At 39.9% G+C, this 25,102-nt stretch carries 25 protein-coding genes; 19 read left to right on the top strand and 6 right to left on the bottom strand.

Going from position 1 to position 25,102, the window contains the following annotated elements; all coding sequences use genetic code 11:
* Positions 1 to 87: 87 nt before the first annotated feature.
* The gene (locus PARA_RS03150) at positions 88 to 1,389 is read right to left on the bottom strand and encodes an anaerobic C4-dicarboxylate transporter (RefSeq protein WP_005695017.1); all 1,302 of its coding nucleotides are present in this window, start codon (positions 1,387 to 1,389) and stop codon (positions 88 to 90) included.
* Between the two features lie 155 nt (positions 1,390 to 1,544).
* Complete coding sequence (gene ansB / locus PARA_RS03145) at positions 1,545 to 2,594, bottom strand: L-asparaginase 2 (RefSeq protein WP_014064513.1); 1,050 nt, start codon at positions 2,592 to 2,594, stop codon at positions 1,545 to 1,547.
* Between the two features lie 250 nt (positions 2,595 to 2,844).
* On the opposite strand from ansB, the gene PARA_RS03140 reads away from it, so the two are divergent.
* The 5 genes from PARA_RS03140 to PARA_RS03120 are packed head-to-tail and all read left to right on the top strand — an operon-like array spanning position 2,845 to position 6,503.
* Positions 2,845 to 3,291, top strand: a complete 447-nt coding sequence (locus tag PARA_RS03140) for a rhodanese-like domain-containing protein (protein ID WP_014064512.1) — start codon at positions 2,845 to 2,847, stop codon at positions 3,289 to 3,291.
* Between the two features lie 9 nt (positions 3,292 to 3,300).
* Positions 3,301 to 3,810, top strand: a complete 510-nt coding sequence (gene secB, locus PARA_RS03135; protein WP_014064511.1) for a protein-export chaperone SecB — start codon at positions 3,301 to 3,303, stop codon at positions 3,808 to 3,810.
* A 53-nt stretch (positions 3,811 to 3,863) separates the two neighbouring features.
* Positions 3,864 to 4,871 (top strand): NAD(P)H-dependent glycerol-3-phosphate dehydrogenase, encoded by a 1,008-nt coding sequence (gpsA, locus tag PARA_RS03130; protein ID WP_014064510.1) that lies wholly within the window; start codon positions 3,864 to 3,866, stop codon positions 4,869 to 4,871.
* Positions 4,872 to 4,880: 9 nt separating this feature from the next.
* Positions 4,881 to 5,678, top strand: coding sequence for a serine O-acetyltransferase (gene cysE, locus PARA_RS03125; RefSeq protein WP_005695011.1), 798 nt, complete (start codon positions 4,881 to 4,883; stop codon positions 5,676 to 5,678).
* A gap of 9 nt (positions 5,679 to 5,687) precedes the next feature.
* Entirely contained in the window at positions 5,688 to 6,503 is an 816-nt protein-coding gene (locus PARA_RS03120; protein WP_014064509.1) for a shikimate 5-dehydrogenase, read from the top strand.
* A gap of 47 nt (positions 6,504 to 6,550) precedes the next feature.
* Here PARA_RS03120 and udp read toward each other — a convergent pair whose 3' ends face one another.
* Together udp and PARA_RS03110 are read right to left on the bottom strand one after the other, a co-directional pair.
* Positions 6,551 to 7,309, bottom strand: coding sequence for a uridine phosphorylase (gene udp / locus PARA_RS03115; protein WP_014064508.1), 759 nt, complete (start codon positions 7,307 to 7,309; stop codon positions 6,551 to 6,553).
* A 47-nt stretch (positions 7,310 to 7,356) separates the two neighbouring features.
* Complete coding sequence (locus PARA_RS03110; RefSeq protein ID WP_014064507.1) at positions 7,357 to 8,856, bottom strand: helicase HerA-like C-terminal domain-containing protein; 1,500 nt, start codon at positions 8,854 to 8,856, stop codon at positions 7,357 to 7,359.
* A 122-nt stretch (positions 8,857 to 8,978) separates the two neighbouring features.
* On the opposite strand from PARA_RS03110, the gene PARA_RS03105 reads away from it, so the two are divergent.
* The 7 genes from PARA_RS03105 to ppx all read left to right on the top strand — a co-directional run bounded on the left by PARA_RS03105 (position 8,979) and on the right by ppx (position 18,755).
* Positions 8,979 to 9,656, top strand: coding sequence for an MOSC domain-containing protein (locus PARA_RS03105; RefSeq protein ID WP_014064506.1), 678 nt, complete (start codon positions 8,979 to 8,981; stop codon positions 9,654 to 9,656).
* Positions 9,646 to 10,119 carry a YchJ family protein gene (locus PARA_RS03100; RefSeq protein ID WP_014064505.1) on the top strand — a complete coding sequence of 158 codons (474 nt, stop codon included), beginning with the start codon at positions 9,646 to 9,648 and terminating at the stop codon, positions 10,117 to 10,119. The genes PARA_RS03105 and PARA_RS03100 overlap by 11 nt, the downstream gene beginning before the upstream one ends.
* Positions 10,119 to 10,943 carry a virulence factor BrkB family protein gene (locus PARA_RS03095; RefSeq protein ID WP_014064504.1) on the top strand — a complete coding sequence of 275 codons (825 nt, stop codon included), beginning with the start codon at positions 10,119 to 10,121 and terminating at the stop codon, positions 10,941 to 10,943. Before PARA_RS03100 ends, PARA_RS03095 begins: the two co-directional genes overlap by 1 nt.
* Entirely contained in the window at positions 10,940 to 11,374 is a 435-nt protein-coding gene (gene dtd / locus PARA_RS03090) for a D-aminoacyl-tRNA deacylase (RefSeq protein ID WP_014064503.1), read from the top strand. The genes PARA_RS03095 and dtd overlap by 4 nt, the downstream gene beginning before the upstream one ends.
* A gap of 188 nt (positions 11,375 to 11,562) precedes the next feature.
* Positions 11,563 to 13,299, top strand: coding sequence for an autotransporter assembly complex protein TamA (locus tag PARA_RS03085; protein ID WP_014064502.1), 1,737 nt, complete (start codon positions 11,563 to 11,565; stop codon positions 13,297 to 13,299).
* A gap of 3 nt (positions 13,300 to 13,302) precedes the next feature.
* Positions 13,303 to 17,202 carry a translocation/assembly module TamB domain-containing protein gene (locus PARA_RS03080; protein WP_041918215.1) on the top strand — a complete coding sequence of 1,300 codons (3,900 nt, stop codon included), beginning with the start codon at positions 13,303 to 13,305 and terminating at the stop codon, positions 17,200 to 17,202.
* Positions 17,203 to 17,210: 8 nt separating this feature from the next.
* Positions 17,211 to 18,755, top strand: a complete 1,545-nt coding sequence (ppx, locus tag PARA_RS03075; protein WP_014064500.1) for an exopolyphosphatase — start codon at positions 17,211 to 17,213, stop codon at positions 18,753 to 18,755.
* Positions 18,756 to 18,777: 22 nt separating this feature from the next.
* On the opposite strand, the gene PARA_RS03070 is transcribed toward ppx, so the two are convergent.
* A complete protein-coding gene (locus PARA_RS03070; protein WP_005694998.1) occupies positions 18,778 to 19,143 on the bottom strand; it encodes a hypothetical protein in 366 nt (121 codons plus the stop codon).
* Positions 19,144 to 19,254: 111 nt separating this feature from the next.
* On the opposite strand from PARA_RS03070, the gene PARA_RS03065 reads away from it, so the two are divergent.
* The 4 genes from PARA_RS03065 (at position 19,255) to purT (ending at position 22,284) form a co-directional block, all read left to right on the top strand.
* On the top strand, positions 19,255 to 19,854 hold the full coding sequence (locus tag PARA_RS03065; RefSeq protein WP_014064499.1) for a beta-phosphoglucomutase family hydrolase: 600 nt from the start codon (positions 19,255 to 19,257) through the stop codon (positions 19,852 to 19,854).
* Positions 19,854 to 20,333, top strand: a complete 480-nt coding sequence (locus tag PARA_RS03060) for a YqaA family protein (protein ID WP_014064498.1) — start codon at positions 19,854 to 19,856, stop codon at positions 20,331 to 20,333. The genes PARA_RS03065 and PARA_RS03060 overlap by 1 nt, the downstream gene beginning before the upstream one ends.
* Positions 20,334 to 20,589: 256 nt before the next feature.
* Positions 20,590 to 21,093, top strand: a complete 504-nt coding sequence (gene luxS, locus PARA_RS03055; protein WP_005694994.1) for an S-ribosylhomocysteine lyase — start codon at positions 20,590 to 20,592, stop codon at positions 21,091 to 21,093.
* A 9-nt stretch (positions 21,094 to 21,102) separates the two neighbouring features.
* On the top strand, positions 21,103 to 22,284 hold the full coding sequence (purT, locus tag PARA_RS03050; RefSeq protein ID WP_014064497.1) for a formate-dependent phosphoribosylglycinamide formyltransferase: 1,182 nt from the start codon (positions 21,103 to 21,105) through the stop codon (positions 22,282 to 22,284).
* Between the two features lie 128 nt (positions 22,285 to 22,412).
* Here purT and imm45 read toward each other — a convergent pair whose 3' ends face one another.
* Positions 22,413 to 22,754: an Imm45 family immunity protein gene (imm45, locus tag PARA_RS03045; protein ID WP_014064495.1), complete on the bottom strand. Its 342-nt coding sequence runs from the start codon at positions 22,752 to 22,754 to the stop codon at positions 22,413 to 22,415.
* A 567-nt stretch (positions 22,755 to 23,321) separates the two neighbouring features.
* Here imm45 and PARA_RS03035 point away from each other — a divergent pair.
* From PARA_RS03035 to PARA_RS03025, 3 genes are all read left to right on the top strand, one after another.
* Positions 23,322 to 23,999 carry a helix-turn-helix transcriptional regulator gene (locus PARA_RS03035; protein ID WP_041918214.1) on the top strand — a complete coding sequence of 226 codons (678 nt, stop codon included), beginning with the start codon at positions 23,322 to 23,324 and terminating at the stop codon, positions 23,997 to 23,999.
* 209 nt (positions 24,000 to 24,208) lie between these two features.
* Positions 24,209 to 24,622: a hypothetical protein gene (locus tag PARA_RS03030; RefSeq protein WP_014064492.1), complete on the top strand. Its 414-nt coding sequence runs from the start codon at positions 24,209 to 24,211 to the stop codon at positions 24,620 to 24,622.
* Between the two features lie 28 nt (positions 24,623 to 24,650).
* On the top strand, positions 24,651 to 25,079 hold the full coding sequence (locus tag PARA_RS03025) for a hypothetical protein (RefSeq protein ID WP_014064491.1): 429 nt from the start codon (positions 24,651 to 24,653) through the stop codon (positions 25,077 to 25,079).
* Positions 25,080 to 25,102: the final 23 nt, after the last annotated feature.

Here is a 25,102-nt window from a genome sequence, read left to right as displayed (position 1 = left end):
AGTATCACAGTGAGAAGAAGTTCCCCATTAAAAAACCATCTTATCCGCAGACAAGATGGTTTTCATTTATGTTAGCTTAATGGGAGATTATAAAACTGCACCTGCCATTAAGAAACCGAATAAAACAGATAAAGCAATTGCAATCACACCAGGCACTAAGAATGGGTGGTTAAATACGTATTTACCGATACGAGTTGAACCGGTGTCATCCATTTCTACTGCCGCAATTAAGGTTGGGTAAGTAGGAAGAATGAATAATGCTGATACTGCGGCAAATGCTGCAATCGCGGCTTCCGGTGAAACGCCTAATAAAATTGCAGTTGGATATAATGCTTTTGCAGTTGCAGCTTGTGAGTAAAGTAAGGTACTTGCGAAGAACAAGATTACCGCTAAACTCCAAGGGTATTGTTGTAAGAACTCAGCTGATACCGCTTTAATTTGATCGATATGGCCTTCAACGAAAGTATTACCTAACCATGCTACACCAAGCACACAAATTACCGCAGACATACCGGATTTAAAAGTTGCCGCATTAGTAATTTTTGCAGTATCCACTTTACATGCCATAGTGATAATGGCTGCAGTCGCAAGCATGAAAGAGATAATGGCGTTATCACGAGAAAGAATTGGATTTTGAATTAAACCAACTGTTTTACTGATTGCAGTGGCATAAAGCATGACCACTAAAATTGCGATAAGGAAAATTGCAACAGAGCGTTTTGCATAAGGTTTGATCTCAATTTGCATTTCACCACGCATAGTAATTAAACCTTTCGCGAGACGATCTTGGTAAATTTCATCATTTTTCAAATCTTTACCAAGGAAGTTACAAATCACCGCAGTAATCATACATGCTGCGTAAGTAGTTGGGATCCAAATACCTAATAATTGTAAGTAACTTAAACCAAAGTTTTTCTCTAATTCAGCAGAAAGGAATACCACCGCAGCAGAAATTGGAGACGCTGTAATCGCAATTTGTGAAGCGATAACCGCAATAGAAAGTGGACGTGAAGGACGAATGCCTTGTTCTTTTGCCACTTCAGCAATCACTGGAAGTGTTGAGAACGCTGTGTGACCAGTACCTGCAAGTACAGTCATAAAATAAGTCACCGTTGGCGCAAGGAAAGTGATGTATTTTGGATTTTTACGTAGGATTTTTTCAGCCATTTTTACTAAGAAATCCATACCACCCGCAACTTGCATTGCCGCAATCGCCATGATTACAGACATGATAACTGAAATTACATCAAACGGAATGGCGCCCGGTTTTAAGCCAAGTAGTGAAAGTGCAACAACACCCATACCACCCATGAAACCGATACCAATACCGCCTAATCTAGCCCCTAGGTAAATAAAGAGTAGGACGACTAAAAGTTGAGCCCAAATCATAATATTTTCTCCATATTAATTTTAAAAATAATTCCGGAACATATATTAACAACAAACTAGTGCATTATCTATATTTATTAATTGGATTAGTCTATTTTATCCGAAAGTGCGGTTAAAATTTGATTCAAATTCTGACCGCACTTTCAATGGCTTTCTTAGAAATCCTCAAAGTATTGTTGAATCACTTTTGGATCTTTTGTTTGTGTTAAGGCTAATTGCAATAACACACGTGCTTTTTGTGGATTCAATGTACCTGAAGCCACAAAACCATACTTAGAATCATCCACTTCAGCATCACGCGTGGTGTAACCGGTTGGCACACGAGATGAACGTACCACCACAACGCCATCTTTCGCCGCTTTTTCTAAACGTTCTAAGTGTGCGGCATTCACGTTACCATTACCCACACCCGCTGAAACAATACCTTGATAGCCCGCATCCAATAATGAATTTAACGGCTCAATTGGTGCATTAGAATAAGCATATATAATGCCTACTTTCGGCAAGCTGTCTAATTTATCTACGTTAAATGGTGTATTCACGGTGTGTTTGCTTTCAGGTGAACGTTCATAATCCACTTTACTGTTATGGATATAACCCAAGGTACCATAGTTTGGTGAATGGAATGTTTGCACTGCAGTGGTACTCATTTTGGTCACATCGCGCGCACCTAGTACTTCACCATTCATCGCCACTAGCACACCACGACCAGATGATTTTTTATCCGTTGCCACCACGACGGCGTTATAAAGATTTAACGGACCATCTGCACTTTTTTCTGTCGCAGGACGCATTGCACCCACTAATACAATTGGTTTTTCACATTTTGCGGTAAGATCTAAGAAATAAGCGGTTTCTTCCATGGTATCGGTACCATGAGTAATCACGAAACCATCAGTATCTTTACATTGTGCATTAATCGCTTTCGCTAATTTTAACCACACATCATCGCTCATATCTTGTGAACCAATTTTCACAATTTGTTCACCTTTCACATTGGCTAATTGCTTAATTTCAGGCACGGCATCAATTAACGCTTCAACATTGAGTTGCCCTGCTTTATAAGCAGAAGAAACGGCAGTTTCACCACTTCCGGCAATCGTGCCGCCCGTTGCTAAAATTGTAATATTAGGTAATTCCGCAGCTTGTGCGACCGAAAAACCGAATCCGAGCATCATAAGTGCCGTTAATTTTTTTAATTTCATACTTGTCTCCTTTTACGTTAAATAATCTAAACTTGGCTATTCTCTACTTAATTAGACGTAGAATAAACACTAAGATAATAGATTTATGATCCCGATCATATTTTTAGCTATTTGATTGTATAAGCTTTCGCCAACCCCACGTTTCCTTCAGAATTTTTTTGAAAGATAACCAAAGTGCGGTTATACTTAAGCCTTTATTTCATGTGAAGATAAACTCTTATTCATTATCAAAAATTAAGTTGAGAACAACATGCAAGAATTTATGCCTCAAGCAATTGAATTTGCTCAAAAACACACTTTTTTAACGATCGCATGGTTTGCTGTCCTTTTTATGACACTTTTCACCTTTTTTAAAAGTGCGACACAAAAATATCGCGTCATCACCAACCCTGAAGCGGTTCGCTTAATGAACGATGAAGAAGCCGTGGTGATTGATTTACGTCCTATTGATGAATTCCAACGCGGCCATATCATTGGTAGCGTAAACTTGCTTCCAACTGAAATTAAAAATCAAAATGTAGGCAAAATTGAACATCACAAAGAAAAACCGCTTATCATTGTAGATGTTAACGGTGTTTCTTCTGCTACGTCCGCAGAACTTTTAACCAAACAAGGCTTTGAAAAAGTTTATGTGTTAAAAGATGGTTTAGCGGCTTGGGCGGGTGCAAATTTACCATTAGTAAAAAAACATAAGTAAGGATCCTCTATGTCTGAACAAAATCAACAACCTGAAGTAACCGCTGAAGAGCAACAAGAAGCCGTACTTCAAATTCAACGTATTTATGTAAAAGATGTTTCTTTTGAAGCGCCAAATCTTCCTCATATTTTCCACCAAGAATGGAAACCAAAACTCGGCTTCGACTTAAGCACTGAAGCCGTTCAAGTGGGTGAAGATTTATACGAAGTGACGTTAAACATTAACGTGGAAACCACTATGGAAGATTCTGGTGATGTGGCGTTTATTTGTGAAGTGAAACAATCTGGTGTATTTACAATCAGCGGTTTAGAAGATGTTCAAATGGCACACTGCTTAACATCTCAATGCCCAAATATGCTTTTCCCCTATGCACGTGAATTGATTTCTAACTTAGTAAATCGCGGTACATTCCCGGCATTAAATCTTTCTCCGGTAAACTTTGATGCATTGTTCATTGATTACATGAACAAGCAGCAAGCTGCAGCCGAAGCGGAAGAAAATAAAGAAACCCAACATTAATTGTGATAAGGGCAGGCGATACCGTCTGCCCTTTTATTTTAAAGGTGATTGAAATGAACGCATCCCAATCTCCAATTACCATTCTTGGTTGCGGTTCTTATGGAACAGCACTCGCTATCTCATTTTCTCGCAATGGCTCTCCAACCTATCTTTGGGGGCACAATCCCGATCATATTCATCAAATGCAACAGGAACGTCAAAATCGCCGTTTTCTGCCTGATATTGAATTTCCAGAAAGTTTGCATTTAGAATTAGATTTGAAAACTGCACTTGAGCAATCGAAAGATATTTTAATTGTGGTGCCAAGCCATGCTTTCGGCGAAATTCTCTTAAAAATTCGACCGCACTTAAAACCTTATCATCGTTTAATTTGGGCAACTAAAGGATTAGAGCGCAACACCGGCCGATTACTACAAGAAGTGGTGGAAGAAACCTTAGGTAAAGCAATTCCGACAGCTGTACTTTCTGGTCCCACTTTCGCGAAAGAACTGGCTCAAGGTTTACCTACGGCGATTACCCTTGCCTCTTGTAATGAAAAGTTTGCCTTAGAATTTCAAGCGCGGATTCATTGCAGTCAGCATTTCCGGGTGTATGTAAACCAAGATATGATTGGCGTTCAATTAGGTGGTGCCATTAAAAATGTTATTGCAATTGGTGCGGGCATTTCAGATGGTATGGGATTTGGTGCCAATGCCAGAACTGCATTGATTACCCGTGGGATTGCGGAAATTACTCGCTTAGGCGTATCCATGGGAGCGAATACGCAAACCTTTATGGGCATGTCTGGTTTAGGTGATTTAGTGCTCACTTGTACCGATAACCAATCCCGTAACCGTCGATTTGGTTTAATGCTTGGTAAAGGAACTGATAGCCAACAAGCCATGGATGAAATTGGTCAAGTGGTGGAAGGGTTTTATAACACCAAAGAAACTTATTTATTAGCCCAACGACAAGGCGTGGAAATGCCGATTACAGAACAAATTTACCAAATGCTCTTTTGTGGTAAAAGTGCACAAGAAGTCGCACTGAGCTTATTGGGTCGTGAACGAAAAGGCGAATAAGGAGAAAAAATGACGTTAGAAGTATGGCAACACATTCGCCAAGAGGCAAAAGAATTAGCAGAATGCGAACCAATGCTCGCAAGCTTTTTTCATTCCACTATTTTAAAACATCAAAATCTTGGCAGTGCCTTGAGTTATTTACTTGCAAATAAACTGGCTAACCCGATCATGCCGGCAATTTCGCTACGTGAAATTATTGAAGAAGCCTATCAGGCCGAGCCCAATATCATTGACTGTGCTGCTTGTGATATTAAAGCCGTACGCCACCGCGATCCTGCCGTGGAATTATGGTCTACCCCATTGCTTTACCTAAAAGGTTTTCACGCTATTCAGAGCTATCGCATTACCCATTATTTGTGGAACCAAAATCGAAAAGCACTCGCACTTTATTTACAAAATCAGATTTCAGTGGCTTTCGATGTAGATATTCACCCTGCGGCAAAAATTGGACACGGCATTATGTTTGACCATGCCACCGGTATTGTCGTGGGCGAAACCTCGGTAATTGAAAATGATGTGTCTATCTTGCAAGGCGTCACCCTTGGTGGTACAGGTAAAGAATCCGGCGATCGCCATCCAAAAGTACGAGAAGGCGTAATGATTGGAGCGGGCGCAAAAATTCTCGGCAATATCGAAGTGGGCAAATATGCCAAAATCGGCGCCAATTCTGTTGTACTTCAACCTGTGCCGGAATATGCCACCGCTGCAGGTGTGCCTGCTCGTATTGTCGGCAAAGACAAAGCGGCAAAACCAGCATTTGAAATGAATCAATATTTTATCGATGATGATATAAATCTAAATATTTAAGGAATCGATATGATTAACAAAGACACCCAACTTTGTATGTCCCTTTCTGGCAGGCCGGGCAATTTTGGCACAACATTCCATAACTATCTGTATCAAAAACTCGGGCTTAATTTTATCTATAAAGCCTTTACCACCACAGATATTGAAAGTGCAGTCAAAGGTATTCGTGCACTTGGTATTCGAGGTTGTGCCGTTTCGATGCCTTTCAAAGAAAGCTGCATGCCATTTTTAGATGAAATCTCCCCTTCTGCACAAGCCATTCAGTCTGTGAATACCATTGTGAATGAGCAAGGTTTTCTTCGTGCTTACAACACCGACTATATTGCCATTGTTAAACTTATCAAAGAATATCAATTAGATAAAAAGAGTCGCGTAATTGTACGAGGCAGTGGTGGTATGGCTAAAGCCGTCGTTGCAGCCTTTAAAAACAGTGAATTTGAGCATCTTAAGATTTTTGCTCGAAATGAAAAAACAGGTAAAAATTTAGCCGCACTTTATGGCTATGAATATATCCCATCTTTAGCCAATCAATCAGCAGACATTTTAGTCAACGTTACACCAATTGGGATGAAAGGTGGAAAAGAAGAATTTGATCTCGCCTTTCCTGAAAATCTTATTCAACAAGCTCAAACCGCTTTTGATGTAGTGGCGATTCCTGCTGAAACACCGTTTATCCAATTTGCTCAACAGCAAGGTAAACAAACGATTTCTGGTGCTGAAGTGATTGTGCTACAAGCCGTTGAACAATTTGAGCTCTACACAGGCATTCGACCTGATGACCAATTAATCGCCGAAGCCGCCGCTTTTGCTCGAAAAAATAGTTAAAAAATAAACCGCACTTCTAAAAAAGTGCGGTTCTTTTTATCTGAGTTTTACGCTAACAATTTTCTTGCTGCTTCCACTACCACTGATACTGCTTTGTCTTCCGTATCTTTCATGGTGGCTTCATTTGGAATTTCTTGTTGTGTTCGGTTTACAATCACACCAGCTACCATACCTGCTCGTAAGCCAAGGGCATTACACATCGTAAACAATGTAGCTGACTCCATCTCATAGTTCATCACATTGAGATCTTGCCATTGTTTTAACAAGCCTTGGTAATCACGATACACTTTGCCGCTGTAGGTATCATAACGTTCTTGACCTGGATAGAAGGTATCTGAAGAAGCTGTAATTCCTACAAATGGCTCAATGCCTTTTTCTTTAGCTGCATTGAAAAGTGCCGTAGTACATTCAAAATTTGCCACTGCTGGATATTCAATTGGGGCAAAGTGACGGCTTGCACCATCAAGGCGGACTGCGCCCGTTGTAACAAGAACATCACCTACATTGATATGTGGTTGAATCGCGCCTGTTGTACCAATACGTAAGAATGTACGCACGCCAAGCTGAGCCAGCTCTTCCACACAGATAGACGTAGAAGGGCCACCAATACCGGTTGAACACACCACCACCGGTTGACCATTTAAATAGCCCAACCAAGACGTGTATTCACGGGTACTTGCAAGAAACTCAGGATTATCAAGTTTTTTAGCAATACGTTCGCTACGTGCAGGATCGCCTGGTACGATAGCTAATGTGGCACCTTTCAGTTGTGCTTTAGTCAGGTTTAAGTGAAATACATCAGACATAACAATCTCCTTTTTCATTCTTGCCGCAAAGTGCGGTCAAATTTTCGTTATTTTTTCAATGCGCCTAAGATACCACGCATGATTTGTTTGGTCACTTCATTACGAATATTGCGGCCCACTGATTTTGCCACGCTATTCACAATTTGTTCTGTCGGAGAAAGTTTATCCCCGCGTTTTTGTGTTCCAAAAATCATACGGCTTAAGCTACCAAATAAACCGCTTTCTTCCTCTTGTTGCGCTTGTTCGGCTTGTTTTTGTTGTACTGCCGCTAAATCCGCTTGCGCATTTAATACTTCGAAAGCGGATTCATTATCCACATAATCTTTATAGAAGGCATAAAGTTCATCGTCTTTCACCCACGCTGCTCGCTCTTCTTCAGTAATCGGTGCTAGTTGGCTTTTCGGCGGGTAAACATAAGCCACTTCAACAGGCGTTGGCATACCTTTTTCATCTAAGAATGAAATCAATGCTTGGCCCACACCTAAAGTTGAAATGGTTTCCACCACATTGACAGCAGGGTTAGAACGAAATGTTTCTGCTGCGGATTTCACTGCTTTTTGATCACGTGGTGTAAAAGCACGTAACGCATGTTGTACACGGTTACCCAATTGGCCTAACACGGTATCCGGTAAATCTAATGGGTTTTGGGTCACAAAATAAATCCCTATACCTTTAGAACGAATCAAACGAACCACTTGTTCCACTTTGTCCACCAACACACTTGGTGCGCCATCAAAGAGTAAGTGTGCTTCATCGAAGAACATCACAAATTTTGGTTTATCTGGATCGCCGACTTCTGGTAATTGCTCAAATAATTCAGACATCAACCAAAGCAAGAATGCGCTATACATTCTTGGGGAATTAATTAATTTTTCAGAATTTAAAACATTGATCACACCACGACCATCACGGGTTTGTAACCAATCTTCAAGATTTAATGCAGGTTCACCAAAAAGATTGGTCGCCCCTTCATTTTCAAGGGTCAGTAAAGCACGCTGAATCGCACCCACACTTGCGGCTGAAACATTACCGTATTCTACTTGGAAGGTTTTTGCATTCTCCGCTACAAATTTAAGCATTGCACGTAAATCTTTTAAGTCGATAAGTAACAAGCCTTTGTCATCTGCCACACGGAATACGAGGTTTAATAAGCCTTCTTGAGTTGCGTTTAAATTTAATAAACGGGAAAGTAATAATGGTCCCATTTCAGAAATTGTGGTACGAAGCGGAATACCGGTTTCACCAAATACGTCCCAAAATGACACAGGATAGCCATTTAAATAACTCTCGCCACCTAAATCAAATTGCTCAATGCGTTCTGCCACTTTGCCACTGAATGTGCCCGCTTTGACTAAACCGGACAAATCGCCTTTTACATCCACTAAAAAGACTGACACGCCATCATCACTGAACGCTTCCGCCATTTTACGTAATGTCACGGTTTTCCCCGTCCCTGTCGCCCCAGCGATCAGACCATGACGGTTTGCCATTTTTGCGGTAATACCAAGGGTTTGACCTTGTTCGGTACGCGCGAGAGAATATTGCATAAAGATTCCTTTGTTTTGTTGGTTTTATTTAAACGAATAATAAGGAAAAAACGAAGTGCGGTCAAAATTTAAGTGATTTTACGGTATAATTTCTCAAAACTAACTCAAAGCAGGAAAAATAGATGTCAAACGCCAACATTCTTATTATTAAAACAGGATTGATAGAAACCTTAACATTCCCTGATGGTAGCTCATATGAAAGTGCCATCCGTAAAAAACCGGTACCGATGGTAAAAGTGCACACACTGGGTGCAGAAGGTAACGATGTGGGTTTAAAAGCCCATCATGGTGGTGTTGACAAAGCCTTGTTTTTTATGTCTGATGTGTCTTTCGACGCTTTAAATGAGCTACTTGGTGAAAAGTTTGATTTTCACGGCAACGCGATTTACGGTGAAAACTTTGTGGTATCCGGCTTACATGAAGATAATGTCTGTATAGGCGATCGTTACAAAATTGGCACCACGCTTTTAGAAGTGTCTCAACCACGTAAACCTTGCGAACGTTTATCTCATAATACCAAGAATGAGAATACAAGAGAGGTAATTCGTCAGTCCGGTTGGACAGGTTGGTATGTGCGTGTGATTGAAGAAGGGGAAATTCATCAAGGTGATGAACTCATCTTGCAACACCGTCCTTATCCAGAATGGACAATTCGTCGTCTAAATACGCAACTCTCCTCGCCTTCAAGTATTGTAGAACTAGAAGAAGCCTTAGCCATTGAAGAATTAGCGCCTGCGTTTAAACGTTCGATCAATTCACAATTACATAATTTACAACAGGCGGCTAAAAATGTCGGCTAAAACGACCGCACTTTGCCCATGCCAATCTTCGCTTTCTTACGAAGATTGTTGCAGACGCTTTCATACAGGCAATATGTTTCCAGAAACAGCGGAACAACTTATGCGTTCCCGCTATTCAGCGTTTGTGCTCAAAAATATTCCCTATATTGTGCAAACCACGGTACCAAGCCAACAAACCTTATTAGATGAAAAAGCCCTGCAAGATTGGGCTGATGAAACGCAATGGCTTGGTTTAGACATTGTCAAAGCAGAAACCTTAACCAAAACACAAAGTGCGGTTGAATTTAAAGCACATTTTCAAGGCAGCGAACAGCCGCAAGTGCATCACGAATATTCACTTTTTGCAAAAATCGATGGTCGTTGGTATTTTGTTGATCCCACTGTGCCACTCCCAAGTAATAAACAACCTTGTGTTTGTGGTTCAGGGAAGAAATTTAAACATTGTTGCGGAGGCTTGCTCTAATGACCTTAACGTCTTTTCTCGCATTATTCTGGCAGCGTTCTCAAGAAAACAAATTAACGCAAGCTGCCGGTTCACTCACCTACAGCACCATGCTCGCGATTGTGCCATTAATTATGGTGGTGTTTTCAATTTTCTCTGCTTTTCCCGTTTTTAACGAAGTCACTGGTGCATTGAAAGAATTCATCTTCACCAATTTCGCTCCTTCCGCGAGTGATGTTGTGGGACAATATATTGATGAATTCGTCTATAATTCAAAGAAAATGAGCGCCGTGGGGATTGTGAGTTTGATTTTAGTGGCATTAATGCTGATTAACTCCATTGACCGTACACTCAATGGCATTTGGAAAGACACCAGTAATCGCCCAATTTTTACGTCATTTGCTATTTATTGGCTCATTTTAACGCTCGGTCCGCTTTTAATCGGTACTAGCATTGCGGCAAGTTCCTATGTTAAAGCCATGTTCGAGCAATCGGAAACGCTCTCTTTTGGCTTAAAACTCCTCAGTTTTGTGCCATTTCTTTCTACTTGGTTTATCTTCACGCTCATTTATATGGTCGTGCCAAATAAGAAAGTGAGCATCAAACACTCTGCAGCAGGCGCATTAATTGCGGCAATTTTCTTTACCTTAGGAAAACAAGCCTTTACTTGGTACATCGCCACCTTCCCGTCTTATCAATTAATTTATGGTGCCATGGCGACGCTGCCAATCATGTTATTGTGGATTCAAATCAGCTGGACAGTAGTGTTATTGGGTGCGCAATTAGCCGCAGTGCTTGCAGAAGTGCGGTCAACGAATCAAACAAATTTAGAGGAAGTAAAATGATTGCGTTAATTCAGCGTGTGACACAAGCAAAAGTAGAAGTTGAAGGCCAAATTGTGGGACAAATCGGCAAGGGATTATTGGTTTTATTAGGTGTAGAAAAAGAAGACGACCAAGCCAAAGCGGATAAACTCGCTGAGAAAGTCTTAAATTACCGTATTTTCAGCGATGAAAATGACAAAATGAATTTAAATGTGCAACAAATCGGTGGTGAAGTGCTTGTGGTATCCCAATTCACCCTAGCCGCTGACACGCAAAAAGGCTTACGACCAAGTTTCTCTAAAGGTGCGGCACCTGTGTTGGCTAACGAATTGTATGAGTATTTTTCGCAAAAATGTGCAGAAAAAGTCACTGTTGCCAACGGACAATTTGCAGCAGATATGCAAGTAACGCTGACCAATGATGGCCCGGTTACATTTTGGTTAAATGTCTGAATAAAGAGAACAATCACTATTTTTTTCAAAGCAAAGGAAACTCTTTCTTTGATCGCATTGTCGTATTAACGCTCACACGCATATAACAATTTCAAATCCCATTCATAATTGCGTTGCTAATCCCCTTATTTTATGGGTAAACTAAGGCGGTTTGATGTGGATCTTCTTAAAGTTTAGCTTGTAATAAAATGAAAAAAATTTCGTTAAAAATAACCGCACTTTTGCTTGGATGGATAAGTTTTTCAGCCTTTGCAGAACAAACCGTAGATATTGAGATCCGCGGGATCAAGGGTGAACGCGCCATTCGCAATACTGACATGAATGTCAATCTCATTGATAAAGGCGAGATGGATGGCTCAGATCGGTATAAACAATTAGTTTCAGATGCTGTCGATAAAGGCCTTCGAGTCTTTGGTTATTATGGTTCTTCCGTGACCTTTGAATTGAAAAAACGCAAAGGTCAGCGAGACTTACTCATTGCTAATGTAAAACCTGGTGAACCGAGTAAAATTGCAGGAACAGACGTTGAAATTACAGGCGAAGCGGCAGAAGACGAAAACTTCACGGCACTCCGTAAAAACTTGCCAAAACAAGGTGAGTTAGTTGAGCATCAAAAATACGATGATTATAAAAGCAGTATTTCAAACCTTGCTCTTGCTCGCGGTTATCTTGACGGAAAATTCCAAATTTCTCGCTTAGAAATCAGCCCTGAAACCCATGAGGCATGGTGGCGTATGCTGTTTGATAGTGGTGTGCGTTATCATTACGGGAACATCACATTCAACCATTCCCAAATTCGCGAAGACTATTTGCAAAATATGCTCAACATTAAATCAGGCGATCCTTATTTAGTCCGCGATTTATCTGAATTAACCAATAATTTTTCTTCCACCAACTGGTTTAGCTCCGTACTTTTACAACCTCACGTTCGCGAAGAAGAAAAATTAGTGGATATCGAACTGTTACTTTATCCACGTAAGAAAAACTCAATGGAACTCGGGGTCGGTTTTGCAACCGATACGGGCCCCCATGTCCAAATTGGCTGGACAAAACCTTGGATTAATAGCCGAGGCCATAGTTTCCGTACAAATCTTTACGTATCAGCACCAAAGCAAAACTTTGAAGCCACTTATAAAATACCATTGTTGAAAAATCCATTAAATTATTATTATGAATTTTCAACCGGTTATGAAAAAGAAAATAAAAATGATACGGATACCAAAGCCCTCACTTTTGCTGCATTACGTTATTGGAATAATAGCGAGGGTTGGCAATATTTTGCAGGTCTTCGTGTCCGTTATGACAGCTACACACAAGCTGATTTCACCGATAAAACCTTCCTGGTTTATCCAACTGGGGGCTTTAACCGTACCCGTTTAAAAGGTGGCCAATTCCCAATATGGGGAGATACCCAAAAAATCACCGTCGACTTAGGGAATAAGCTTTGGATGTCAGAAGCCAATTTCTTTAAAGTTCAAGCTTCTACCGCCTGGATTCGTACTTATGCAGACAATCACCGTTTTATTACCCGTGCAGAAATTGGTTATTTAAATACGCCTGATATTCGAAAAATTCCACCTGCACTACGTTTCTTTGCGGGGGGCGATCGCAGCGTGCGAGGTTATGGCTATAAGAAAATTTCACCAAAAAATAAAGAGGGGAAATTAGTCGGTGGCTCTCGCTTAGTAACAGGTAGCCTTGAATATCAATATCAAGTTTATCCAAATTGGTGGGGAGCGGTGTTTGCGGATACAGGCTTAGCCGCAGATGCTTACAAAGCAAATGAGTTACGCTACGGCGCAGGTTTTGGTGTACGTTGGGCATCGCCAGTTGGCGCTATCAAATTTGATATTGCGACGCCAATTCGAGATAAAGATAACAGCAAAAACATTCAATTTTACATTGGCTTAGGGGCTGAAATTTAGGGTATGACTATGTCTGAACAAGAAAAACAACCAGATAACCAAACCACACAACCCGTTAAAAAGAAAAAGACCTGCCGTAAAATTTTATGTGTCGGAAGTGCGGTCATTTTTGTTCCTGTTTTAGGCTTAGTCACAGCACTTTCTTTTGATAGTGGACAACGTGCACTTATTCAACTCGCCGATAAAATGCTCGATAGCTTATCTATTGAGCAAGTCAGCGGTGGCTTACAAAATGGTTTAGTCTTAGAAAATTTACGTTTTAAAACAACCGGCGTAGATGTGGCTCTTCCTAAAACGCGCTTACAACTGAATTTAGCTCGTTTACTGTCGGGAGATATTATTGTTGATGATCTTAGCTTAACGCAGCCGAAAATTGCCATTGATACCAGTGTCATGCCACCTTCTGAAGAGAAACAAACGGAAAGTGGTCCAATGGAAAAAATCCATTTACCGGTTTCTGTACAAGTGAAAAATGTGGCGATTACTGACTTTGATATGAAACTCGATCAAAGCAATATTACCTTTTCGTCATTTCAAAGTGCGGTCAGTTTAAACAATGAATCAGGCCTTACTCTTGAGCCCACCACGCTTTCAGATGTGCTTTTCTCAACGGTCTCCCAAACTCAACCGAATCCCCCTCAGCCCGAGCAAAAAGAACCGGCTAAACCCGTTGACTGGGCGCAAATTGAGCAAACACTCACACCGGCTTTTTTAGGTAATTTAAATGCGGTGAACTTGCCTTTTGATATGCACATTCCAAGTTTTTTGGGTACAAACTGGCAATATCAATCGCTCAATGAAAAAGGCGAAGAAATCCAAAAAATCACTGTGCCTAAAGTGGAATTGCAAGCAGATGCCACCGATCATTTAGTGAAATTACAAAAACTCGACATTGACAGCTCTCTTGGTACACTTTCTAGCCAAGGGCAACTCCAGCTCAATGACGATTTTCCAGTTGATCTCACATTAAAATCTGATCTCCAAGCATTTAAATCAAAAGACAAAACCATTCTGCCTGCCAGCAAAGTTGATCTCAATTTATCGGGCTCCTTGAAAAAAACGACCGAACTTTCGTTAACCACACAGGGGGTGCTTGATGCCACCTTAACGGGTGATGTGAAACTGGCCGAAGATAAAATGCCATTAAATCTGCAGTTAAAAGCAAAAAAAGGTCAATATGCTTTTGCAGACAGCCTAGCACCGCTCAAAATTAACGATGTTGATATCAAACTCACAGGCGATTTATTGAATTATCACGCAGAAGTTGTTGGTGGCGTGGAGGGGATGGATCATATCCCTCATACTCACGTCGATTTAAATGCAGACGGTAAACTCTATGAAGTTACCATCAACGAATTAAAACTTGCTGCCCTCGATGGTACGGCACGTTTAACGGGTTCCTCAAACTGGAAAGATGGCGCGCAATGGGATGTAACCGCTGATTTAAACAAAATGAACATTCGCCCTTATGTGCCAGCCATGCCAGCCGTATTATCGGGCAAAGTGAGCTCAAAAGGTTCCGCTGATTCTAATCATTGGAAAGTAGATGTGCCAGCTGTGGATTTAACAGGTAGTCTCTCTTCTCGCCCATTAAGCTTAAAAGGTAGTGTCTTTTTAAGTAATGAAACCTTATTAAACATTCCAAATTTATTGCTGAACTATGGCGATAACCGCATTGCGGCAAAAGGGATATTAGGTGATAAATCAAACCTAGATTTAGATATCAACGCACCAAGCTTACGTGGTCTGTGGCAAGATTTAGCGGGCTCCGTGGTAGGCAAAGCACAGATTTTAGGCAAACTTACTGCGCCAACCATTAATACCGATTTAACCGTACAAGGCTTACACTTCGAAGGGTTAGACTTATCCAAAGCCTTAATTAAAGGTAATGTTGTGAGTGAACCGCAAGTGAAAGGTGAACTCACTGTCAAAGCGGAAAACTTCCGCTATGGCGACAGCATCAAATTGCATAATATTGATTTGAATGCATCGGGTGATGAAAAACATCATACGCTCACCTTAAAATCAAAAGGTGAACCTGTTGCAGCTGATTTACAAATCGTGGGGAATTTTGACCGCACTTCTCAGCAATGGAAAGGTAATTTAAGCCAAGTGAACCTAAACTCACCTATCGGTGATTTTAAAGTGAATCAAACTATTCCGGTGACTTATGACAATAAAAAAATCCAAGCCACCATCGGTTCTCATTGCTGGGTTAACCAAGACTTAGATCTCTGTTTTCCTCAACAATTTATGGCAGGAAAAAACGGCGAAGTCCCTTTTGAGCTTAAACGCATTAATTTAGATTTAGTGAATAAATTGATGGGGCAAGACACGCTCAAAGGCCAGTTACAAAGCCGAGGTAAAGTGGCATGGTTCACAGATAAACCGTTACAACTGAATGTGGCAGTGGAAGGAAATAACATTGGTGTGGCACAAAAATTAGACTACCGAACCTTTAAGCTAGATATTCCTAAATTAAGTGTGAATGCCGATATTCAAAATAACAATTTAACCCTGAAATCAGACATTAACGTTCAAAATCAAGGTCGAATCGGCACAGACTTAAAAATTAATGATTTAAGTAAAGGTCGTCAATTAGGCGGCACCTTTGCCATTGAAGGTTTACGCTTATCCTTAGCCAATCAACTTTTCTCCAGCGGTGAAAGCATAGATGGTGAAGTGGTCTCACGCTTAAGTTTCGGCGGTAATTTAGAAAAGCCATTATTAAATGGTAATTTTGATATCCGCAATGTAAAAACGAAACTAAAAAGTCTGCCTTTTGACGTAACTGATGGTCAAGTGGCAATCCGCTTTAATGGCACCTCTTCAACCTTAAATGGCCATGTTCAAACACCAGATAGTAAGCTAAATATTAATGGACAAGCCAACTGGGCTAACATAGATAACTGGACGGCAGAAGTTAGAGCGCAAGCGGATAATTTCAAAGTCGATATTCCGTCTATGGCGAAATTAAAAGTCAGCCCGAATGTGGTTGTCAAAGCCTCACCAAAACTCTTAGATTTGAGTGGTAATGTGGATATTCCGTGGGCAAGAATTGCTATTGAAAGCTTACCAGACAATGCTGAACCGGTGAGTGAAGATGAAGTGATTTTAAATGGTCCAAGAAAAAGTGAAGAAGAGCTCATCAATCGCCAATTTGCAGCCGAAACTAAATCGGGCATGCAAATTCAATCTGATTTAAAAATTAAAATCGGCGATGATGTGCATTTAAATGCCTATGGTTTAAAAACGAATTTGGATGGTTTACTTTCTGTGAAACAGGATAAAGGCAAATTAGGTTTATTTGGTCAAATTAACCTGAAAAATGGTCGTTATGCCTCTTTTGGACAGGACTTATTAATTCGTAAAGGCCAAATCAGTTTCTCCGGTTTACCTTCACAACCGATGTTAAATATTGAAGCAATTCGTAACCCAGAAGCGATGGAAGACAGTAAAGTAACCGCGGGGGTAAAAGTGATTGGTATGGCATCTAGTCCACAAGTCACCATTTTCTCTGACCCAGCCAAATCTCAAGACCAGGCACTTTCTTATTTATTAACCGGTCGCTCATTAGAAAACAGCGGTGAAGCAGGTTCCAGTGGTTCTGTGGGTGCGGCATTACTTGGCTTAGGTTTAGCGAAAAGTGGTAAAGTAGTCGGCGGTATTGGGGAAGCCTTTGGTATTCAAGACTTAAACTTAGGCACTGCCGGTGTTGGGGATAGCTCCAAAGTACAAGTTAGTGGTAATATTGGTAAACGCTTACAAGTGAAATATGGTGTAGGATTGTTTGATGGCTTAGCCGAAGTGACCTTGCGTTACCGCTTAATGCCACAACTTTATTTCCAATCAGTAACCAGCACAAACCAAGTTTTTGATTTATTGTATAAATTTGAATTTTAGGAAAGGACATGCATAACGACAAGCAACTGGCTCAACTCGCAGAACCTTATCACCGAGGTGAGGCCCGGGAGATTGCCGCCATTGATTTAGGCTCAAACAGCTTCCACATGATAGTGGCGCGGATTATCAATGGCTCAATCCAGGTGCTGTCTCGTTTAAAACAAAAAGTAAGGCTCGCCGACGGCTTAGACGAGCACAATGTATTAAGCCAAGAAGCCATTGAGCGAGGTGTAAATTGCCTTGCACTTTTTGCTGAGCGCCTACAAGGCTTTGAGCCGAAAGATGTGAATGTCGTCGGCACCTATACCCTACGAAGAGCGGTCAATAATGACGAATTTTTACGTCAGGCTGCTGCCGTTTTTCCTTATCCCATTAATATCATTAGCGGTCAAACGGAAGCCAAAACTATTTATGCAGGCGTTTGCCACACTCAACCCGAAAGCGGACGTAAACTGGTCATCGATATTGGTGGTGGTTCAACCGAAATGATCATTGGTGATGATTTCACGCCCTTAGTGGCAGAAAGTCGTCATATGGGTTGTGTGAGCTTTGCCAAAAAATTCTTCCCGAATGGCGAAATTTCAAAAGAAAACTTCGAGCAAGCTCGCCAAAGTGCGGTCAATAAAATTGAAGATTTAAGCTGGGAATATCGCAAGCTCGGTTGGCAATCAGTACTCGGTTCATCGGGCACGATCAAAACCGTCTATCAAGTGATTACCGCAACCCTTGACCCGAACGGCATCATCACTGCTGAACGCTTACAAAATTTAATTGAACGAACCTTGCAAGCTTCCCATTTTGAAGAGCTGAATATCGCAGGATTAAACCCTGATCGCGTGGATGTCTTTGTGCCAGGCTTAGCCATTTTAAGTGCTGTTTTTGACGTTTTTGGCTTAGAAAATATGCGCTATTCTGACGGCGCTTTGCGTGAAGGGGTGATTTACAGCTTAGAAAAAAACTTCCAAGTTTCAGACATCCGTACTCGTACCGCATTAGGGCTTGCCGAACAATTTAACTTAGATTTGGCGCAAGCCGATCGCGTAGCCAATAGTGCGAAAACCTTAATTGACCAATACACCCATTGGCAAAAACCGCATCTTGCTGATGAAATGAAAAATCTGTTAATTTGGGCAGCACGTTTATTGGAAGTGGGCATTGTGATCAATCATCGCAATGTGCAAAAACATTCCGCTTATATTCTGCAGAATATGGAATTACCGGGTTTTGATCGTGAGCAACAACGCTTATTGGTGAATTTAGTTCGTTATCACACGGGCGCATTTAAAAAGAATGATTTACCGATTTTTGCTCGTTATGCGGATGAAGATGTCCTTGTTTTACTTATTCTTTTACGCATTTCGGTGATTTTAAATAAATCTCGCCAAGCGACAGACAGCACCGATAAAATTAATCTCAGAATTGACCGCTCTTTGCAGACTTGGGAACTGACTTTTGAGAAACATTACTTGGATAATAATCCGTTAGTGTGGAATGAATTGCGCTTAGAAAGCAATTTACTCAAAGATTTAGAACTCAGTTTGATTTTTAACTGATAGAATAGGGGCTTTCATGCCCTTATTTTTTATCTTGCTCCAACAGCAAGCTATAAATATTGGCGAGATAATAACTCTGCTCTGCTTCGGGAATTTCTTGCGGAATAAAAGAAAGCAAATCGTGGTGAATTTCCAAAACATCAGGAAAAATGACCGCACTTTGCATTTCATCATAAAAGGCTTGATGAAGCGGGGAAACGCAACCCCCTCGTTTTAAACGGGCAAGGCTGTTGGCAATATGCAATAAGAGTGTGATGACAGTCGGAATAGACACATCAATGCGCCAATGATGCTCTAGGCGACTTTGCAAGGTCAGAATAATATCAATAACGTCCTGATCAATCTGACCGCGAATTTTCCAACGGGTTAATTGTTTGAGTAATGACATAACATTCCTTTTTGAGATAGGATAACTTTACCGCTATTTCACAAAATTACCAGTGCACAGATCACAAAATTGAAACAAAGTGAAAAAATTTACGAACTAGGAAAGCAATAAATGATAGATAACAGACTTTTTGAAAAATATGATGGCCTAATTTTTGATATGGATGGCACCTTAATCGACACCATGCCAGTGCATGCACGCGCATGGAACATGGTAGGGGAACAATTTGGTTATCGTTTTAACAGCCAAATTATGTATGATTTAGGTGGCGCAACCGTGAGCACTATTGCCTCAGCCATTATGCAAGATGCCGGTATGCCACAAGAACGTTTAAATGAAGTGATACAAGCAAAACGCAAACTTTCTTATGAATTGATTCCAACAGAATCAAAATTACTCCCGACCTTTGATGTGGTGCGTCATTACTATCAACAAAAGCCAATTGCACTTGGCTCAGGTTCAAACCGCCAAATGATTGATATGTTGATGCAAAAATTAGATATCAAACATTACTTTAACGCCATTGTCAGCGCAGATGATGTGAAAGAACATAAACCGCATCCAGAAACCTTTTTACGCTGCGCAGAACTGGCAAAAGCCGAACCATCACGTTGTATCGTCTTTGAAGATGCCGATCTCGGCGTAAAAGCGGGATTAAATGCAGGGATGGATGTGTTTGATGTTAGAACGCGAGAGATTATTAGAGCCTAATGTGGGACATTTTCTCTTTCAGCTTTTGGGCTGATTTTTGGCAAACCCATGGCTTGTGGCTGATGTTTTTCAGCGCTTTCTTAAGTGCCACCATCTTGCCGGGGAATTCAGAAATCGTGTTTGTCTCCCTGGCTGCGCCAAAAGTATTGGTTGGATCTTTATTAAGTGCGGATATTTTTTGGCTTGTTTTTATGGCAACTGCAGGAAACACACTAGGTAGCCTCACCACTTATTGGATTGGACGATGGTTTCCGAAAATTGGCAGCAAAAATGACCGCACTTTATGGGCAATAAACAAAATACAACGCTATGGTGCCATCACTTTATTATTGAGCTGGTTGCCTATTATCGGGGATGTGTTTTGTGCGGTAGCTGGTTGGCTTCGTTTGAATTGGCTAAGTTGTTTGATTTTTATGGCGATTGGAAAAGGACTGCGTTATATTGCCTTGCTCTTTTTCAGTTTACCTTTCGTGTCATAGCCGAGAATAGCCTTTGTGCATAACCTGGTTGTGGGCTAGAATAACGACGAATTGATATTCAACAGATAAAAAAACGCCCCTTATCGAGTAAGGGGCAAATAACCTAAGGAACCAATTTTATTAAAACAACTGCAAGTTGCTTGTTCTATAAGACCGACGCAAAAAAGAAAAGTTCAAAGAAATTGTAAAAAAATGTAAAAAAATTTACAAAAACTTGCAATTAATTTACAAATCACTGATTTTCAAGGAAATAAATATGCCATTACTCGACAGTTTTAAAGTAGATCACACCCGTATGAACGCACCTGCCGTGCGTGTAGCCAAAACGATGCGTACCCCAAAGGGCGATGACATCACTGTTTTTGATCTTCGTTTTTGCATTCCAAACAAAGAAATTCTCCCACCAAAAGGGATTCACACCCTTGAGCATTTATTTGCGGGCTTTATGCGTGACCATTTAAACAATGACAATGTAGAAATCATCGATATCTCCCCAATGGGCTGTCGCACAGGTTTTTATATGTCATTAATTGGCACACCAAACGAGCAACAAGTGGCTGATGCATGGTTAGCTTCCATGAAAGATATTTTAACCGTGCAAGATCAAAACCAAATTCCTGAATTAAACGAATACCAATGTGGGACTTACACCGAACATTCTTTAGAAGAAGCACATGATATTGCTAAAAATGTGATTGCTCGCGGTGTGGGGATTAATAAAAATGACGATTTAGCACTTGATGAATCTTTCTTAAAATAAGGACACAACATGACAACCCTAGGTACAGCATTAACCCCGAATGCTATTAAAGTGATGATGCTTGGCTCTGGTGAACTGGGCAAAGAGGTGGTGATTGAATTACAACGTTTAGGCGTGGAAGTGATTGCCGTCGATCGTTATGAAAACGCCCCAGCACAACAAGTGGCACATCGTGCTTATACGATTTCCATGCTAGATGGTGTCGCACTCAAAGCCTTAGTGGAAAAAGAGCGCCCAGATTACATCGTGCCGGAAGTGGAAGCCATCGCGACGGATACGCTAGTGGAATTAGAACAAGTGGGTTTTAATGTTGTTCCTACCGCCAAAGCTACTAAGCTCACCATGAATCGCGAAGGCATTCGTCGCTTAGCAGCAGAAGAGCTTAAATTGCCAACCTCACCTTATCAATTTGTCGATAACTTTGCTGACTTCCAAAGTGCAGTTGAAAAAATCGGTATTCCTTGCGTGGTGAAACCGATTATGTCCTCTTCTGGCCACGGCCAAAGTATTTTAAAATCCAAAGACGACTTACAAAAAGCTTGGGATTATGCGCAACAAGGTGGCCGTGCAGGCGCAGGACGCGTGATTGTAGAAGGGTTTGTTAAATTCGATTATGAAATCACCTTACTCACCGTTCGCCACATCAATGGCACCAGCTTCTTAGCGCCAATTGGCCATCGTCAAGAAGATGGTGACTATCGCGAATCTTGGCAACCACAAGCCATGTCTGATGTAGCGTTGAAAAAAGCACAAGATGTCGCAGAGAAAATCACCACTGCATTAGGTGGTCGTGGTATTTTCGGGGTGGAAATGTTTGTGTGTGGTGATGAGGTTATCTTCAATGAAGTATCCCCTCGCCCACATGATACCGGTATGGTCACGCTAATTTCTCAAGAATTATCTGAATTTGCCTTACACGCCCGTGCAATTTTAGGCTTACCTATTCCAGAAATCACCTTAATTAGCCCATCGGCTTCCAAAGCCATTGTGGTAGAAGGTCAATCGAAAAACGTGCAATTTGGCAATATCGCCGAAGTATTGGCTGAACCAAACACCAATATTCGCATTTTCGGCAAAGGCGAAGTCAATGGCCATCGCCGTTTAGGTGTCTTACTCGCCCGAGATATTTCCGTAGAAAAAGCATTAGAAAAAGTAGAACGTGCTTACGCGAAGTTGGATGTGAAATTATAAGGTTTGCTTAACATAAGCATCGTTGAAAATACAAAAGTGCGGTCAATTTTTGAGAGGTTTAAAAACGCTTTGAAAATTGACCGCACTTTATATCCAACGATTTATTTTATGTAAGTTTAATCTAGACATTAGAATGGAAGTATTGAATCATTTTTTGATATAAAAACTTTGTCACACTCTTTGTGTAGATATAAATAATCATATATATTTTTTTCTATCCAATTCTTATCTAAAGAATAAATCGCGTCTTTTTTAAAAGCTTCTTTAGGAAAGATAAACGCTATTTTTTCAGCCTTATAACCAGATATAGATAACAACCCAAGCGGTCTATCAACATCCTCTGTTTCAAAGATAATAAAGTCCACAACTCGATCTGTGTAATAATTCTCACCCTTATTCTGGATAAAAACTCTAAATATATCTCCAGACCATAACAATTCATCTTCATATTCTTCTAATAAATAAAACATTGTCACACCTTAATCATCTCATTCTTGCATAATCAGTAAGTCATTAATATTTATTATTACCTAAATAATATATTAATAAAAATAAAACAAATAGAGAAAGCCATATCTTTAAACTAAAGAATAAATGCTCTTTACTTACAAAAAAATCAATCTGATCAACACTTCCCTTAATAAACCATGCATTTATATAAAAAATAAGTTGTAGAATGATAGTCATCAAAAAAGATCTCTTTAAAATAAGTAATAAATATCTCATGTCTACTTCTCCTTTTATTTTAATTCATCATGTACTTTAGTAATCATCTCATATGTAACAATCCTTAATAATGAGGATAGAATCTTTAGCATTTCTTACAAGGCTCACTTGAAATGTCTTAAAGATACAAATCCCAACCCCAAAGAATACCACAGAAGTATTGTCTAACCCATCCTACTATGCATTATAAGATTCACCTAAAGCAAAATGCCATAAATAACCTGTCATTTTTTACAATGTATTTGCTATAAAAAATAAGTGCTATAAAATAGCCACAACAAGCAAATGGTAATTAATGAGATTGGCTCGATATGAACAATGTACAAAAGAAATATTTTATTGGTCTAACCCATTTTTTGGGAAGTGTTCTAGGCCCTAAATACGAAGTCGTATTTCATTCTTTTGATAAAAAGAAGGCTCATATGGAAGCCATTGCGAATAGCCACGTCAGTGGGAGAACACTTTCCTCTCCACTTAGTTCTTTTGGTTCTAGTTTGTTGCAAGATAAAGTATATTTAGATAAAGATTTTATCTTTAACTACAAAGCCGTGGCAGATTCTGAAAAGGTCATTCGAGGTGCAACTTATTTCATTAAAAACGGGGATAAATTAGAAGGCATCCTTTGTATTAATCATGATACCTCTGAGTTGGTTGATGTGATGACGAAATTGATTTCACTGGAGAATCTCGGAAACTTCGTCAATATTTTAGGTATTGATGCAGCCTTTGCCGAAGTGGAAGAAGCCGAAATAATTAATAAAGAAAAACTCGAAAACTCTATCGAAGATATCCTTTGTGAATACCTTGATTTCACCCTATTACATTCCGATAAACCACTCAGCTTAAGACAGCGGGAAAACGCCGTTCAAGTCTTATTTGATAAGGGTATTTTCAATATCAAAGGCGCCATCCCGATGGTCGCTAAATATTTAAAAATCTCAGAACCTAGCGTATATCGCTATCTCAAAGCGATCAAAGAGAAAGTATAGCGTTAGAATAACTGCCTAATTATGCTAAAAATGTGTATGAAGCAACGTTTCACACCCTACCTACCACATTCTTTATGTTCTTTCCATGTTATTTAGAACACTATAATTTTCCTCTGTAATTACCCAAAATAATAGAATGATTTATTATCGGAAAATAAATTTTTATTGCTATAATGCCTTGAGTTACTATCAATTAAAGGTATTTTAATATGCAAAAAGGTATCATTATTTTAGGGGTATCTCTTCTTTTAACAGCTTGTGATTTAGGTTTTCCCAGAATGACCGTTAATTACGATAATTTACCCCAAGGGGAAATTAAAGAATATATTACGAAAAGATTTCCTAATGAGCCGGAAAAAGAAGTGCTAAGCAAATTGATTTATGCTCATTTAGATGGTGATAATCGTGCTGATAGCATCAAAAAAGCGGTTTCCCAAATGGGCATGACTTGTGAAGCAGGAAAAGAAATTTGCGAGTATTCAGGATATATTAGAACGAAACTTACTGGACATAGCTCAGGAAGTGGTCGAGCAAAACGCATTTATCATATTGTTATTTCACCTAAAAAAGGAATGGATTCATTAGCTATTGAACATCAAATTATAGAAGATACTGAAAACTGAAACCCAAGAAATATAAAAGGTACTTAACATGAAAAAATTACTCACAATATCCCTTGCTCTACTTTCCCTAGTTTCAATTGGCTGCGAAGCAAGTAGCCATAAGAATCATTCTGGGTTTCAATCTTCAGTTTCAGACAGAAAAAGTAATGCAACAGATTTAAACTTAATGCTAGATGAGGTTTTTAAAACCCGTATTACTGACATTGCAAGTCAACGTGCGGATGTTAGTCATATTGTCTCCAAATACCTTCATTCAGGAATGGATAAGAAAGAAATAAGCGATTTAATTTCGGACCAGTTTGAAATTTTAGAAAAAGATAATAAACTGTTTGCACACTATAAAAAAGGGGATGGTTACTTAGGTAATAGACGTGATTTTTATATTGAGTTGTTTTTTAGTAAAGAAGGAAAATTATTAAAAAATAAATCTTATTTAGATAAAAGCAACAATATTTAATCTATTCTTTATGGTCTTATATC

It is taken from the genome of Haemophilus parainfluenzae T3T1, assembly GCF_000210895.1.
GTDB classification, from domain to species: domain Bacteria; phylum Pseudomonadota; class Gammaproteobacteria; order Enterobacterales; family Pasteurellaceae; genus Haemophilus_D; species Haemophilus_D parainfluenzae_A.
This window is presented reverse-complemented; position numbering and strand designations above follow the sequence as displayed.